Genomic DNA, 15,968 nt, shown 5'->3' with positions numbered 1-15,968 from the left:
CATGCGAGCGAAGCAGCGCCGAAAGGCGTCCGAAAGTATCGCGGTAGGTGCGGCCGTCCTGGCGCTGGTGGCCGCCCCGATGGTCGGCACGACGTCGTCGTCCGCGAGCGCGGCCGAACCCGTGACCGTGCTGTCCGTGGACTTCGAGGACGGGACCTCGAACGGCTGGTCGCAGAGCGGCGGGCCGACCCTCACGTACCCGAGCGAGACCGTGCTGCAGGTCGCCGACCGCGCCGAGACGTGGGACGGCATCACGTCCCCGACGGTCGCCGTCGAGGCGGGCGTGACGTACACGTTCAGCGCTCGCGCGAAGCTCGCCGCGGGCACGGTCGGCACCACGGCGATGCGGTTCCAGACCGGTGCCCCCTCGTACTCGTGGATCGGCGACACCGCGGGCGTCAACGCCGCCGGGTGGACGACGGTCACCGGCACGTGGACCGCCCCCGAGAGCAGGGACGAGGCGTTCACGTTCGGCGCGGACGCGCTGTCCGGCCCGGCCGCCACGTACACCTACCTCGTCGACGACCTGCTGATCACGCGCCCCGGCGCCGACCCCGGCACGACCGTCACGGTCGCCGCAGCGGACCTCGAGACGCCCGGCCGTGGCGGCTGGGTGCAGAGCGGCGACCCGACGCTCACCGACGTCGCCGCCGGCAAGCACCTGCGGGTCGCGAACCGCACGGCGGACAGCGACGGCATCAAGTCGCCCGCGGTCGAGCTCGAGGCAGGCGTCACCTACACCGTGACGGCGCGTGCGCGCCTCGCGGCCGGCACCGCCGGCACGGCGGACCTGCGCTTCGTCACCGACCCCGCCTACACGTGGATCGGCAACACGACGATCGACGCGAGCGGCTGGAAGGCCGTGACCGGCACCTTCACGCCCACCGAGGACACCACGCGCCAGCTGTTCATCGGCACGAGCGACCTCAGCGGGGGAGGAGCGTACGCCTACGAGGTGGACGACATCCTCGTGACGCGCCCCGCGCCCGCGGCCCCGCCCGCCACCACCACCGTCGTCTCGGAGAACTTCGACGGCTCGTCCCTCGGTGTCCTGCAGCAGAGCGGCTCGCCCGACCTGGGCTACGTCACCGAGGGTGACGGCAAGGCGCTGAGCGTCACGAACCGCGGCGAGACGTGGCACACGGTGCAGTCCGCCACCGGCCTGTTCACCGCCGGCGTCGAGTACACGTTCAGCGCGCGCATGCGCCTGCTGGACGCGGACGCGGACGCGTTGGGCCGCTTCACGATGGACGACGGTGCGTACACGCCCGTCGCGGCGACCCCGATCACGACCGACGGCTGGACCACGCTGACCGGCACGTACACCGTCCCGGCGGGAGCCGACGCCGGCACCGTGAAGCTCATGATCGAGGCGGGCACGTGGACCGGCTCGATGCCGGGCTTCCTGGTCGACGACGTGCTCGTCACGCGTCCGGCGACGGTGACGCCGCCGGTCGACCCGCCGGCCGACGAGACGGTCCTGGCCTCGGACTTCGAGTCCGGGATCGAGCCGTGGGCCGGTCGCGGCGGCAGCGCCGCGCGCACCACCGACAGACCGCGCACGGGCAACGGCGCGATGCTGGTCTCGGGCAGGTCGGAGAACTGGCACGGCGCGCAGACCTCGATCAACACGCTGTTCGTCGAGGGCGGCACGTACGCGATCTCCGCGTGGGTGCGGCTCGCACCGGGCTCGGCGCCCACGACCGTCAAGATGACGGTCGCGGACTCCGCGTCCACGTACCCGACGGCGGCGCCGGCGGTCGACGTCACCGACGGCGCGTGGGTGCACCTGACGGGCACCTGGACGCGCCCCGCGGGCGTCACCGGTGACCTGTACTTCGAGGCGGCCGACGCGACCGTGAGTTTCCTCGTCGACGACGTGGAGATCGTCGGCCCGCCGTTCGGGACGGTCCCGGGCGACGGCTGGGTGCCGGACCTGGTGGGCTTCGTGCCGGGTGGTGCGGTCAACCCGACGGTCACGCCGGTCAGCGCGGCGCGCCCCGTCGCGGGTGCCACGAACACGGCGGCGCTGACGTTCGACGACGGCCCGAACGGCGTCCACACGACCGAGCTGCTGGACTTCCTGGCGGAGAACGACGTCGTGGCGACGTTCTGCGTCATCGGCCAGAACGTCACGGCCTCGGGCGGGGCCGCGCTGCTGCAGCGGATCGTGTCCGACGGTCACGCGCTGTGCAACCACGGCACGTCCTACGCGGACATGGGCTCGTGGACCAAGGCGCAGGTGGAGACGGACCTGAAGGCCAACCTCGCGATCATCCGCGACGCGCTGGACGACCCCGAGGCCAGGGTGCCGTACTTCCGTGCGCCCAACGCGTCGTGGGGCCAGACGGCTCCCGTGGCCGTCGCGCTCGGCATGCAGCCCCTCGCGGTGACCAACACGATCGCCGACTGGGAGACGCAGGACGAGGGCATCCTGACCACGAACCTGCGGGCGAGCATGAAGAACGGCGAGGTCGTGCTCGTGCACGACGGTGGCAGCCCCGACCGCTCCGGATCGGTCGCGGCCACCAGGACCGTGGTGGCGGAGCGGCTGGCCGCGGGCTGGGAGTTCACGCTGCCGGCCGGTGGTGACGACCCGTCGTGGGCGACGCCGACGAGCATCGACGCGGACTTCGAGGACAACACGCTCCAGGGGTGGACGGGCCGTGACAACGGCCAGGGTGCGCCCACGGTGACGGTCGTCTCGCCGGGCCGCGACTCGCAGTACGCGGCGCGCGTCTCGGACCGCGTCCACCAGGGCCAGGGTCTGCAGCACACCGTGGCCGGCATCTTCGAGGTCGGTGCGACGTACGACTTCTCGGCCTGGATCAAGTTCGAGGGCACCCCGGGTGACGTCACCCTGAGCGCGCACGTCAACACCGGCACGTCGTCGTACCCGAACCTGGTGACCCTGACGGGGATGTCGAACGACTGGGTGCGGGTGTCGGGCCAGTTCACGATGCCGTCGTACACGAACGCCGCGGAGGTCTACTTCGAGACCAGGTGGGCGAACAACGACCCCGGCAACACCTCGACGTTCCTCGTCGACGACATCACGTTCCAGATGCGCCCCGACCCGGTGATCCAGGACGACCTGGCGCCGCTGTACGAGTCGGTGGGCGTCCCGCTCGGTGTCGCGATCGACGGTCGCGAGACGCAGCGGTCGGCCGCGCAGCTGCTCAACCAGCACTTCGAGCAGGTCACGGCCGAGAACTCGATGAAGCCGGAGAACTGGTACAGCGGCCGCACGTTCGCGCCCAGCGCGGACACCAGGGCCGTCATGGACTACGCCGTCGCCAACGACCTGCGGGTCTACGGGCACGTGCTCGTGTGGCACGCGCAGACGCCGGCCTGGTTCTTCCAGGACGACGCCGGCAACCCCCTGCCGGTGGACGACGCGAGCGCCGAGATCGTCCGCCAGCGCATGGAGACCCACATCCAGAAGGTCGCGGGGTGGATCGCCGAGGAGTACGGCCCGTTCGGCTCGCCGACCAACCCGGTCGTCGGCTGGGACGTCGTCAACGAGGTCATCTCCGACAGCGCCACGGACGACGGCATGCGCCGCAGCGACTGGTACAAGTACCTCGGCGAGGAGTTCGTCGACCGCGCGTTCGAGTACGCGGAGGAGTACGTCAACGGCGTGTACCTCGCACCGGGGGCCGACCGGATCGCGCTGTTCATCAACGACTACAACAGCGAGCTGCTGAGCAAGCAGGACCGGTACCACCGCCTGGTGACGGACCTCATCGAGCGTGGCGTGCCGATCGACGGCGTGGGTCACCAGTTCCACGTGTCGCTCTCGCTGCCGGTGTCGTTCCTCGAGGGCGCGCTGGAGCGGTTCTCGGGCCTGGGGCTGCTGCAGGCGGTCACGGAGTTCGACGTCACCACGGGCACGCCCGCGACAGAGGCGCTGTTCATCGAGCAGGGCTACTACTACCGCGACGCGTTCGAGGCGTTCGCCCGGTACGAGGAGCAGATGTTCTCGATCACCGTGTGGGGCCTGTACGACACGCGGTCGTGGCGCAACGCCAACGGCGGTCCGCTCGTCTTCGACGAGGGCATGCAGGCCAAGCCGGCGTACTACGGCATCCGCGGTGCGGACCTGCCGGCGCGGCTGCGCAGCGCGAACGTGTTCGCCGGTGACGTGGCGCTCGACGACGCGGCGTTCGACGACGTCGCGTGGCAGCAGCTGCCGCTGCTGGACGTCGACGGCGAGGCCGCCTTCCAGGCCCGCTGGGCCGCCGACCACCTCTCGGTGTACGCCGAGGTGGCCGACCGGTGGAACATCCTCGAGCTGCAGGTCGGCGAGCAGACGTACCGCATCTCGCGCGACGGCTCGGGTGACCTCGACGGTGTCGTGGCCGAGGGCTCGAGCGGCTGGGGCGTCGTGGTCCACGTGCCGGTGACGGCCGTGCAGGGCGACACGCTCGCCTTCGACCTGCGGGTCTTCGACGGGGTCGACGTCGTCGGCTGGAACGCGCCCGGTCACCTGGGCGAGCTGTCGCTCGTCGAGCCGCTGTCGACGGTCGAGGTCGTCCAGGCGGCGTCCGTGCCGACGATCGACGGCGCCGTGGACGACGTGTGGGGGTCGGCAGCGACGGTCTCCACCCGCACCCAGGTGAGCGGTACGGCCGGGGCCACCGCCACGGTCCGGACGATGTGGAAGGGCTCGAAGCTCTACGTCCTCGCGGACGTGGTCGACGAGACCCCGGACACCTCGGCGGTCGCGGCGCACGAGAAGGACTCGCTCGAGATCTTCCTCGACGCCGGGAACTTCAAGAACCCGACGTTCCGGTACGACGACCTCCACGTGCGGATCGACGCGACCAACACGGTCACGATCGGTCAGGGCGACGAGGGCTTCCACCGGGCGCGGATCGAGTCGCAGGTCGCGCAGACGGCCACGGGCTACCGCGTCGAGGCGGCCGTCGACATGCTCGACCAGTACCTCGGGCTCGGCACGTTGCACGGCCTGGACGTCCAGGTCAACGACGCCGTGGCCGGCGCGCGCACCTCGGTGCGCACGTGGGCCGACCCGACAGGGCTGGGCTTCCAGTCGCCCCAGCGCTGGGGTGTGGCGCAGCTCGTCTCGGCGCTGACGCCGCCGGACGAGGACGCCACGCCGGAGCTGAGCCTCTCGCTGGGGTCCGTCAGGGCCGGTGGGACCATCACGGTCGACCTGGAGGGCTTCACGCCGGGTGACGAGGTCGTCCTCGCGATGGGCAACGGCGCGACCGCGTCGGGCGGTGCGGGCGGTGTCGGGGCCGCGGCCGTGGCGCCGGCGGGCACGACGCTCCTCGGCTCGGTCGTGGTGGCCGGCAACGGTGCGGCGTCGCTGACGGTGACGATCCCGGCGACCACCCCCGCGGGTGTCTACCGGATCGTCGCGGCGGTCGGCGGCGACGTGCTCGCGGAGGGCGCACTGACCGTCTCCGCGGCGGCCGCGGCACCCGGCGCGGCGGTGACGCCGCCGGCTCGCGGCGGCAGCCTGGCCACCACGGGTGCCGGTCTGGGCCTGGGCCTGCTGGGCGTGCTGGTCCTGCTCACCGGGACGGTCCTGGTGGTCGTCCGGCGTCGTGGGCACCTCGCCTCCGAGGTGCGGCGCACGCTGGGCGGCTGACCCCACGCGTCCCGGGCCCCGACCCCGGGACGCCCTCGACGGAGCCCCACCTGCAGGTTCCCCTCCTGCCGGTGGGGCTTCGCCGTGCCCGGACGACACCCGGAGGGATGACGCGGTGAAACTTTCGATCTCGATCCTGCATCCATCTGTGTACCGAGCGGCTCCTGGGCTGGTCGGATGACCAACTCTGTGCGTACGGTGGTCCCGATATCGGACTTTCTGCGCGCAAAGGAGCGTCAATGAGTCGGACCCGGCACCGCAAGGTGCTCGAAACTATCGGGATCGGGGTGGCCACGGCCGCTCTCGTGGCCGCGCCGCTCGTGGCGATCGGCTCCGCGGCAGGTGCCGCCGAGACGCAGGTGCTGCTCGGCGTGGACTTCGACGACGAGACCACCGGCGACTGGACGCGCAGCGGCGAGCCCGTCCTCGGGTTCGTCGACGCGGACGGCGGCAAGGCGCTCGAGGTCGCCGACCGCACGACCGACTACGACGGCATCTCGTCGCCCGAGGTCGCGTACGAGGCCGGCGTCTCCTACTCCTTCACGATGCGCGCGAAGCTCCCCGAGGGGACCGAGGGCACGGCCGGCATCCGCTTCGTCGTCGCCACGGACTACACCTGGGTCGGCAACACCACGATCGGCGACGACGCGTGGACGACGGTCTCCGGCACCTACACGCCCACCGAGGACGTGACGCGCTCCGTCTACCTGGGCACCGGTGACCTCTCGGGCACCGAGGCGGGCACCCCCTACACCTACCTCGTCGACGACATCGAGATCACGCGCGAGGGCTCCGGCGGCGAGGCCGAGATCGTCCTGGCCAGCGACTTCGAGGCGGAGGTCGCGCCGTGGGTCGGCCGCGGCGCCGCCACGGTCGCGCGCACGACCGACGACGCGCACGCCGGCGAGGCGAGCATGCTCGTCTCCGGCCGCACGTCCGACTGGCACGGCGCCGCGACACCGATCGCCTCGCTGTTCGCCGCGGGCGCGACGTACGACATCTCCGCCTGGGTGAAGCTCGCGCCGGGCGAGGAGGCGACGACCGTCAAGGCGACCGTCGCCGAGGTCCCCGAGGCGTACACGCAGGCCGCGCCCGCGGTCGAGGTGACCGACCAGGAGTGGGTCGAGCTGACCGGCACCTACACCCGCGGCGAGGCCGTCACGGGCGGTGACCTCTACCTCGAGGCAGCCGGCCCGACCACGAGCTTCCTCGTCGACGACGTGGTCATCACCGGCCGGGCCGTCACCGACGACTGGGAGCCGGACCTCGAGGGCTTCGTCCCCGGTGGTGCGGTGGACCCGACCAGCACGCCCGTCGGCGCCGCACGCGGCACCGGCGACGTGGCCGCGCTGACATTCGACGACGGCCCCAACGGCGCCGACACGACCGAGCTGCTCGACTTCCTCGCGGAGAACGACCTGCCGGCGACGTTCTGCGTCATCGGCTCGCAGGTCACCGCGCCCGGTGGCGCGGACCTGCTGCGCCGGATCGTGTCCGAGGGTCACACGCTGTGCAACCACTCGACCGGGTGGGCCGACATGGGCGGCTACACCAAGGCGCAGGTCGAGGCGGACCTCAAGGCGAACCTGGAGATCATCCGGACCGCGCTCGACGACCCCGAGGCGAAGGTCCCGTACTTCCGCGCGCCGAACGGCTCGTGGGGCCAGACGATCCCGGTGGCCGTCGCGCTCGGCATGCAGCCGCTCGCGGTGTCCAACACCATCAACGACTGGGCCACCCAGGACGAGGCCGAGCTGACGGCCAACCTGCGCACCGCCATGCAGCCGGGCCGCATCGTGCTCGTGCACGACGGCGGCGGTGACCGCGCGGCGTCGATCGCGGCGACGAAGACGGTCGTGACCGAGCGCCTCGCCGACGGCTGGACGTTCACGCTGCCCCAGGGTGGCGCGGACGGCACCGGCGTCGAGCTGTCCTTCGACTTCGAGGACGGCACGCTGCAGGGCTGGGCGCCGCGCGCCACCGAGGACGGCGCCGCGACGGTCGCCGTCGTCGAGGGCGGCCACGACTCGGCGCACGCCGCACAGGTCTCCGACCGCGTCCACCAGGGTCAGGGTCTGCAGTACGACGTCACGGGGCTGCTGGCCGCGGGCACGACGTACGAGTTCGAGGCGTGGGTCCGGTTCGCCGGCACCCCGGGCGACATGACGCTCAGCGCGCGCACCGAGACCGGCGGCACGAGCAACTACGGGAACCTCGTCTCGATCACGGGGGTCACCGAGGAGTGGACCCGCGTCGCCGGCAGGTTCTCGCTCCCGGCGTACGAGACGGCCGCCGAGGTGTACTTCGAGACGGCGTGGGACAGCGGCAACCCGGGCAACACGTCGACGTTCCTCGTGGACGACATCGTGTTCCGCACGCCGCCGCCCGCCACGATCGAGGACCTGACGCCCCTGAAGGACACCGTCCCGTTCCCGATGGGTGTCGCGATCGACAGCCGGGAGACCCAGGGCGACCCGGGCACGCTCACGCAGCGGCACTTCAACCAGATCACGGGCGAGAACCACATGAAGCCCGAGGCCTGGTACGACGCCGAGGGCGGCTTCCGGATCCACCCGGAGGCGACGGCGCTGATGGACTTCGCCGCCGCGACGGACACGAGGGTCTACGGGCACGTGCTCGTGTGGCACAGCCAGACGCCCGCGTGGTTCTTCCAGGACGAGGCCGGGCAGCCGCTGCCCGCCGACGACGCGGGCCGGGCGGTGCTGCGTGAGCGCCTGCGCACGCACATCTTCGACATCGCCGGGAACCTGGCCGGCACCTACGGTCCGTTCGGGTCGGACACCAACCCGCTGGTCGCGTGGGACGTCGTCAACGAGGTCGTGTCCGACGGGGGTGAGAACCCCGACGGGCTGCGACGCTCCGAGTGGTTCCGCATCCTCGGCGAGGACTTCATCGACCTCGCCTTCCAGTACGCCGACGAGGCGTTCAACGAGGAGTACGCGGCGCCGGGCACCGACCGTCCGGTGACGCTGTTCATCAACGACTACAACACCGAGCAGTCGGGCAAGCAGGACCGCTACTTCGCGCTGGTCGAGCGGCTGCTCGCCCGCGGGGTGCCGGTCGACGGCGTGGGCCACCAGTTCCACGTCAGCCTGTCCCTGCCGGTGTCGGCGCTCGAGGCCGCGATCGAGCGGTTCGAGGCGCTGGACGTCGTGCAGGCCGTGACCGAGCTCGACGTCGCCACGGGCCTGCCGGTGACCGACGCCAAGCTCATCGACCAGGGCTACTTCTACCGCGACGCGTTCGACATCTTCCGGGCGCACGCCGACTCGCTGTACTCGGTGACCGTGTGGGGCCTGAACGACGGCCGCAGCTGGGTCAACGACAACGGCGCACCGCTGCTGTTCAACGACGACCTGCAGGCCAAGCCGGCGTACTACGGCGCGGCCGGGCAGGACCTGCCGGACCGTGTCCGCACGGCCACCGTCTTCGGCGGTCAGGTCGCGCTCGACGAGGACGCCACGTCCGCGGTCGAGTGGCAGCAGCTGCGGCTCCACGACGTCGGCGAGGCGGGCGCGTTCCAGCTCCGCTGGACCGCGGACACCCTCACGGTGCTCGCGGACGTCGACGGCGACGCCGACGCTCTCGAGGTGCAGGTGGGCGACACCACGTACACCTACGCCCGCGACGGGTCGGGCGACGTCGACGGTGTCGACGCCGACCGGACCGGCGGCTGGCGTGCCGTCGTGCACGTCCCGCTGGACGCCGCCGCGGTCGGGAGCACCGTGCCGTTCGACCTGCGGGTCGTCGACGGCGACGACGTCACCGGGTGGGCGAACGCCGGCGCGACCGGCACGCTGACCCTCGTCGAGGAGCTCTCCTACCTCGAGGCCCCGCAGGCCGCGACGGCACCGGAGGTCGACGGCGACGTCGACGACGTCTGGTCCGACGCGGAGCCGGTCACGACGGCCAAGCAGGTGTCCGGCGCGGGCACGGCCGTCGCCGAGGTCCGGACGATGTGGACGGACGACACGCTGTACGTCCTCGCCGAGGTCACCGACCCCGACATCGACGTGACCGGGTCCGACCCGTGGATCCAGGACTCGATCGAGGTCTACGTCGACGCCGGCAACTACAAGAACGGCACGTACCGCCCGCAGGACATGCAGATCCGGGTGTCCGCGGAGAACGTGGTGTCGTTCGGGACCGGCGACGAGGCCGCGCAGCAGGCTCGCGTGCAGACCGCGACGTCGCGCACCGACGAGGGCTACCTCGTCGAGCTCGCCGTCGACCTGCTCGGCGAGGGCGGGACCAACACGTTCCACGGCGTCGACTACCAGGTCAACGACGCCTCGGGCGGTGCGCGCCTCGGCATCACCAACTGGGCCGACCCGACCGGTGCGGGCTACCAGTCGAACGCCCGCTGGGGCGTCGTGCAGCTGGTGTCCGCGGAGCCCGCACCCGGGCCGGCGACCGGCGTGCCCGCCAAGCCCCTGCTCTCGCACGACAACTGGGACGGTGACGGGTCCTTCACGGTGAAGTCGTCGATGTGGTGGGGGCAGAACGCCCACACCCTGACCCTGCTGGAGAACGGCACGCAGATCGCCACGCAGCGGGTCGTCGACGCGACGCCGGGCGCCCAGATCGGGACCTTCGAGGTCACGGGCAAGGTGAACGGCTCGTACACCTACGAGGTCGTGGCGACCAACCAGCACGGCTCCACCACGAGCCGGCCGCTGGTGGTGCGGGTCGTGGCGGCGGCCCCCGGGATCCCGGTGGTCGTGCACGACAACTGGGACGGCAACGGCAGCTACACGGTCTCCATGCACATGTGGTGGGGCACCAACGCCGACACGTACAAGCTCTACGAGAACGGTGTGCTGGTCGACACCCAGACGCTGACCCCGGACGGCCGCAACGCCCAGCACGCCGGGACGCGGTTGGAGGGTCGTGCCAAGGGCGTCTACAAGTACACCGTGGAGCTGTCCAACGCCGCAGGGACGACGACCAGCCTCATAGCGGTCCCGGTGATCGTCTGGCGGTGACCCCTCGCTCCCGTCGCCGGTGAGGCCACCACCTCACCGGCGACCCTCCCCGGGCCCCGCCGGCTGTTCCCCCCCGACAGCCGGCGGGGCCCCGTCATGTCCGGGGGTGCGGGAACGGGTGCGGCGAACGCGCCGGACGGTGAGCGCCGCGGGCGATCCCGTGTCGGTCGGCGAGGCCGACGACCGTCGTGACGCACGCACGTGGCCGCAGGCGTCGGGAGGACGGACGTCGCGGCTAGCGTGTGCCCGTGACCGATGCGCAGCAGCCCGCCGACGACCGTGCCGACGAGGGGCCGGTGGCGGCTCCCGTCCTCCCCGGCGACCCCGGGCCCGAGCCGCTGGCGATCACGCGCCTCGTCGCGGTGGCCCTCGACGAGGACCTCGGCCCGGCCCCTGGGCGTGACGTCACGACGCAGGCCACCGTCGACGCCCGCGCGCGCGGCCGCGCCGACGTGGTGGCGCGCGAGCCCGGTGCGATCGCCGGGCTCGTCGTCGTCCCCGAGGTCCTCGACCAGGTCGCCGACCGGCTCGACCTGCCGCGCGCCACGGTGACGTGGCACGTGCACGACGGCGACGTCGTCGAGGCGGGCGCTGTCCTCGCGACCCTCGACGGGCCCACCCACGTGCTCCTCGTCGCCGAGCGCACGCTGCTCAACCTCGTCTCGCGCGCGTCGGGCGTCGCGACGCACACGCACCGCTGGACGCAGGCCCTGAGCGGCACCGGGGCGCGCGTGCTCGACACCCGCAAGACCACGCCCGGCCTGCGCGCGCTCGAGAAGTACGCGGTGCGGTGCGGCGGGGGCACCAACAAGCGCATGGGCCTGTTCGACGTCGCGATGGTCAAGGACAACCACGTGGTGGCCGCCGGGTCGGTGGCCGGAGCCGTGCGCGCCGTGCGCGAGCGGTTCCCGGACGTCGCGATCCAGGTGGAGGTCGACCGGCCCGAGCAGGCGGACGAGGCGCTCGACGCCGGGGCGGACTTCCTGCTGCTCGACAACATGTCCACCGCGACGCTCACGGCGACGGTGGCCCTCGTCCGGGCACGCGAGGGCAGCGCCGGCCACGTCGAGCTGGAGGCCACGGGCAACCTCACGCTGGGCCGGGCGCGCGAGGTCGCACTGACGGGGGTCGACTACCTCTCCGTGGGGGCGCTGACGCACTCGTCACCCATCCTCGACGTCGCGCTGGACCTCGACCCGCGATCCGTGACGGCACCGGCCGACGTCCCCGCCGACGTCCCGGCCGACGCGCGCTCCGCCGTTCCGGTGCCCGCCCGGCAGCCTGCCCCGCGCCCGTAGAATCGCCGGGTGACCGCACCGACCGAGCCCGCCACCACCGTGCAGGACCCCGACGCCGCCCAGCCCGCCGCTGACGACGTCCCCGAGCAGATCCGGGTCCGCAAGGCCAAGCGTGAGCGGCTGCTCGAGGAGGGCGTCGAGGCGTACCCGGTGTCGGTGCCGCGCACGCACACGATCGCGCAGGTGCGCGAGACGTACCCCGCGCTCGAGCCGGGCACCGAGACGGACGACCTCGTGGGCGTCGCCGGCCGTGTCGTGTTCCTGCGCAACACCGGCAGGCTCGCGTTCGCGACGCTGCAGGACGGCGCCGGCACACGCCTGCAGGCGATGCTCAGCGAGAAGGAGGTCGGCGCCGACGCGCTGGCCGCGTTCAAGGCGGACGTCGACCTCGGTGACCACGTCTTCGTGCACGGGCGCGTCATCGCGTCGCGCCGAGGCGAGCTGAGCGTCATGGCCGACGAATGGCGCATGGCGGCCAAGGCCATCCGGCCGTTGCCGAACCTGTACGAGGGCACGGAGATGTCCGAGGAGGCCCGCGTCCGGCAGCGTTATGTCGACCTGATCGTGCGACCGGGAGCGCGCGAGATGGTGCGGCTGCGGTCCGCGGTCGTCCGGTCGCTGCGGGAGAACTTCTACCGGCGCGGATTCCTCGAGCTCGAGACCCCGATGCTTCAGGTCCGTCCGGAGGGTGCGGCCGCGCGGCAGTTCGAGACGCACATGAACGCCTTCGACATGGAGCTGTTCCTGCGGATCGCGCCCGAGCTGTTCCTCAAGCGTGCGGCCGTCGGCGGCGTCGAGAAGGTCTTCGAGATCAACCGCAACTTCCGCAACGAGGGCGTCGACTCGACGCATTCCCCGGAGTTCGCGATGCTCGAGGCGTACGAGGCCTACGGCGACTACGACACGATGGCGGCGCTCACGCAGGACCTCGTGCAGACCGCTGCGCTGGACGCTCTCGGCACGACGGTGGTCACGCTCGCCGACGGCACGGAGTACGACCTGGGCGGCGAGTGGACCTCCCTCACGATGTACGGGTCGCTCTCCGAGGCGCTGGGCGAGGAGATCACGCACGACACGTCCGACGAGCACCTCCTGGGCCTGCTGGCCGCCGCGGAGATCGAGCTCGCCCCGTCGCAGCGCAACCACGGCAAGCTCGTCGAGGAGCTGTGGGAGCACCACGTCGGCTCCACGCTGTGGGCCCCGACGTTCGTGCGTGACTTCCCGGTGGAGACGTCGCCGCTGACCCGCGACCACCGCACCGAGCGTGGCCTGGTCGAGAAGTGGGACCTGTACGTCCGCGGCATGGAGCTCGCCACCGCGTACTCCGAGCTCGTCGACCCGGTCGTGCAGCGCGAGCGCTTCGAGGCGCAGGCGCTGCTGGCCGCCAAGGGGGACGACGAGGCGATGCGCATCGACGAGGACTTCCTCACCGCCATGGAGCACGCGATGCCGCCGTCGGGGGGGATGGGCATGGGAATCGACCGCCTGCTCATCGCCATGACCGGTCATGGTATCCGTGACACGATCGTCTTCCCGCTCGTGAAGCCGCAGGTCTGACGTTGTCATTGATGGAGGATTCGTGAACGGTTGGGGCGCAGTTCTGGCGGCGTTGCTGCCGTCCGTCGGTGTGGGGCTCATCTTCTGGTTCGGGATGCGGGCGATCATCAACGCCGACCGGTCGGAACGGCAGGCACTCGCGCGCATGGACGCGGAGCAGGCTCGGGCGGACGTCACGGAACCGTGAGAATTCACCGTTCGGTTTGACGCGAACAAACGCACGGTGCCACAGTGTACGTGTCAGCAATTTCCCCATGCCCGGGAGCATTCCATGGCACAGAAGGTGCAGGTCCTGCTCGTCGACGACATCGACGGCGGGTCCGCGGACGAGACCGTGACGTTCGGTCTCGACGGCGTGACGTACGAGATCGACCTCACGTCGGACAACGCCGCCAAGCTGCGTGACGCCCTCGCACAGTGGGTGGGCAGCGCACGCAAGGTGAGCGGCCGGTCCTCCGCTCGTTCGGCACGCTCCACGTCCTCGTCGCCGCGCGCTGCGCGCTCGAACGAGGCGCAGGAGGTCCGCGAGTGGGCGAAGGCCAACGGGTTCCAGGTCTCCGAGCGGGGTCGTATCTCCGCGGAGGTCAAGAAGGCGTACGACGACGCTCACTGAGCGACACGTCACACGTCACGCCGAGCAGGCGTGACGGACACGAAAGGGTCGGCACCCGAGGTGCCGACCCTTTCGTACGCGTCCCCCCCGTGAGAGTGCAATCCAGTCACGCTGGGGGCCGGGGAACTCGGTTGAATCGCGCTCTCACGGCCCGGTCTCGTGACTCGATTGCCCTCTCACGACCCTGCGGTGGGTGCTGGATCGCACTCTCACGACCCTGGGGTGGGTGCTGGATTGCTCTCTCACGACCCTGTCGTGTCCGTCCCGCCGTGAGAGTGCAATCCAGTCTCACGCCGGGGTGGGCTGGATCGCCCTCTCGTGGTGAGAGGGCGATCCAGTCCCGGTCAGGCGGGGCGGTCGACCGTGAGGTCGCGGGCCGCCGCGTACTGCTCGCGGACGACGGGCGTCGGCTCGCCGGTCATGACCTCGGCGCCCGTGGACGCGGACCACGCCGGGGGCGTGTCCGAGCCGGAGAGCACCCAGGCCGCCTGGCGGGCGGCACCGTCGGCGACGTACTCGCCCGGCGTCGGCACCTGCACGTCGACGCCCATGATCGACGGGATGATCTGGCGCACGGCCTGCGACTGGGCGCCCCCACCGATGAGGAACACGCGCTCGACCGGCACGCCCACGGCGCGCATCGCGTCGATGCCGTCGGCGAGCGAGCAGAGCATGCCCTCGACCGCGGCGCGCGCGACGTGCGCGGGCGTCGTGTTGGCCAGGCGCATGCCGTGCAGGGCGCCGGTGGAGTGCGGCTTGTTGGGGGTGCGCTCGCCCTCGAGGTAGGGGATGTGCACGAGCCCGTCGGCACCCGCGGGGGCCGACAGCGCGAGCTGCGACAGCCCCGGGTGGTCGACGCCGAGCATCCGGCAGGCCGCGTCGAGCACGCGTGACGCGTTGAGCGTGACCGCGAGCGGCAGGTAGGAGCCGGTCGCGTCCGCGAAGCCGGTGACGAGGCCGGTGCCGTCCGCGATCGGCGCGGACGCGATGGCCGAGACCACGCCGGAGGTCCCGAGCGACACCGCGACGTCGCCCGGCAGCAGGCCGAGCGCGAGCGCGGCGGCGGCGTTGTCGCCGGCGCCGGGTCCCAGGACCGGCTTCATGGCGAAGGCCGGGGCCACGGGGCCGGCCTCGTGGGCCGCGAGCACGCGCGGCAGACGCGGCACGCTCCCGAGCGCGCGCTCGAGCAGGTCCGTGCGGTAGTCCTCGCTGAAGGGCGACCAGTAGCCGGTGCCCGACGCGTCGGACCGGTCCGTGATCAGCCCGTCGAACCCGACCTCGGCCATGCCCCCGGCGAGCTTCCACGTCAGCCAGTCGTGCGGGAGGGCCACGGCGGCGACGCGTGCGGCGTTCTCCGGCTCGTTGTCGCGCAGCCACCGCAGCTTGGTCACGGTCAGCGAGGCGACGGGGACGGACCCGATCGCGTCGGCCCACGCCTGCGCGCCGGCGGCGGCGTCACCGTCACCGAGCTCGGCGATCAGGTCGCGCGCGGCCTGCGCCGAGCGCGTGTCGTTCCACAGCAGCGCCTCGCGGATGACCTCGCCGTCCGCGTCGAGCACGACCATTCCGTGCTGCTGCCCGCCGACGCTGATCGCCTCGACGTCGTCGAGACCGCCCGCGTCCGCGATGGCCGTCTGCAGCGCGTCCCACCAGTGGTGCGGGTGCACCTCGGTGCCCTCCGGGTGCTTCGCGCGGCCCTGCCGGACCAGCGCACCGGTCTGCGCGTCCCGCACGACCACCTTGCACGACTGCGTGGACGAGTCCACACCTGCCACGAGCGTCATCGCGTGTGCTCCCTTGCGCCAGATGCCCGGGGCTGCCGGGCGTGGGGTGTCCGAGGGGTGGCGTCCTGCGGCCCGCTCGGACGTCGGGTG

The 15,968-nt window shown here is 72.0% G+C and carries 7 protein-coding genes; 6 read left to right on the top strand and 1 reads right to left on the bottom strand.

Annotated features, from left to right (window positions below):
* The first annotated feature begins 1 nt into the window (after position 1).
* The 6 genes from IR158_RS05760 (at position 2) to IR158_RS05735 (ending at position 14,094) form a co-directional block, all read left to right on the top strand.
* A complete protein-coding gene (locus IR158_RS05760; RefSeq protein ID WP_291810605.1) occupies positions 2-5,620 on the top strand; it encodes a carbohydrate binding domain-containing protein in 5,619 nt (1,872 codons plus the stop codon).
* Positions 5,621-5,859: 239 nt separating this feature from the next.
* The gene (locus IR158_RS05755) at positions 5,860-10,626 is read left to right on the top strand and encodes an endo-1,4-beta-xylanase (protein ID WP_291810603.1); all 4,767 of its coding nucleotides are present in this window, start codon (positions 5,860-5,862) and stop codon (positions 10,624-10,626) included.
* A gap of 296 nt (positions 10,627-10,922) precedes the next feature.
* Entirely contained in the window at positions 10,923-11,924 is a 1,002-nt protein-coding gene (gene nadC / locus IR158_RS05750) for a carboxylating nicotinate-nucleotide diphosphorylase (protein ID WP_291810645.1), read from the top strand.
* Between the two features lie 39 nt (positions 11,925-11,963).
* Positions 11,964-13,481: a lysine--tRNA ligase gene (gene lysS, locus IR158_RS05745; RefSeq protein ID WP_291810643.1), complete on the top strand. Its 1,518-nt coding sequence runs from the start codon at positions 11,964-11,966 to the stop codon at positions 13,479-13,481.
* A gap of 22 nt (positions 13,482-13,503) precedes the next feature.
* Entirely contained in the window at positions 13,504-13,668 is a 165-nt protein-coding gene (locus IR158_RS05740; RefSeq protein WP_227578096.1) for a hypothetical protein, read from the top strand.
* A gap of 84 nt (positions 13,669-13,752) precedes the next feature.
* Positions 13,753-14,094: an Lsr2 family protein gene (locus IR158_RS05735; RefSeq protein WP_291810594.1), complete on the top strand. Its 342-nt coding sequence runs from the start codon at positions 13,753-13,755 to the stop codon at positions 14,092-14,094.
* A 344-nt stretch (positions 14,095-14,438) separates the two neighbouring features.
* Here the strand turns inward: IR158_RS05735 and xylB are convergent, their stop codons facing one another.
* Positions 14,439-15,878, bottom strand: coding sequence for a xylulokinase (xylB, locus tag IR158_RS05730; RefSeq protein ID WP_291810640.1), 1,440 nt, complete (start codon positions 15,876-15,878; stop codon positions 14,439-14,441).
* Positions 15,879-15,968: the final 90 nt, after the last annotated feature.

Origin of the sequence: Cellulomonas sp., assembly GCF_015234515.1 — a bacterium.
In the GTDB taxonomy this organism is placed as follows: domain Bacteria; phylum Actinomycetota; class Actinomycetes; order Actinomycetales; family Cellulomonadaceae; genus Cellulomonas.
The sequence above is the reverse complement of the archived record's forward strand: the minus strand, read 5'-3'. Positions and strand labels throughout refer to the sequence as shown.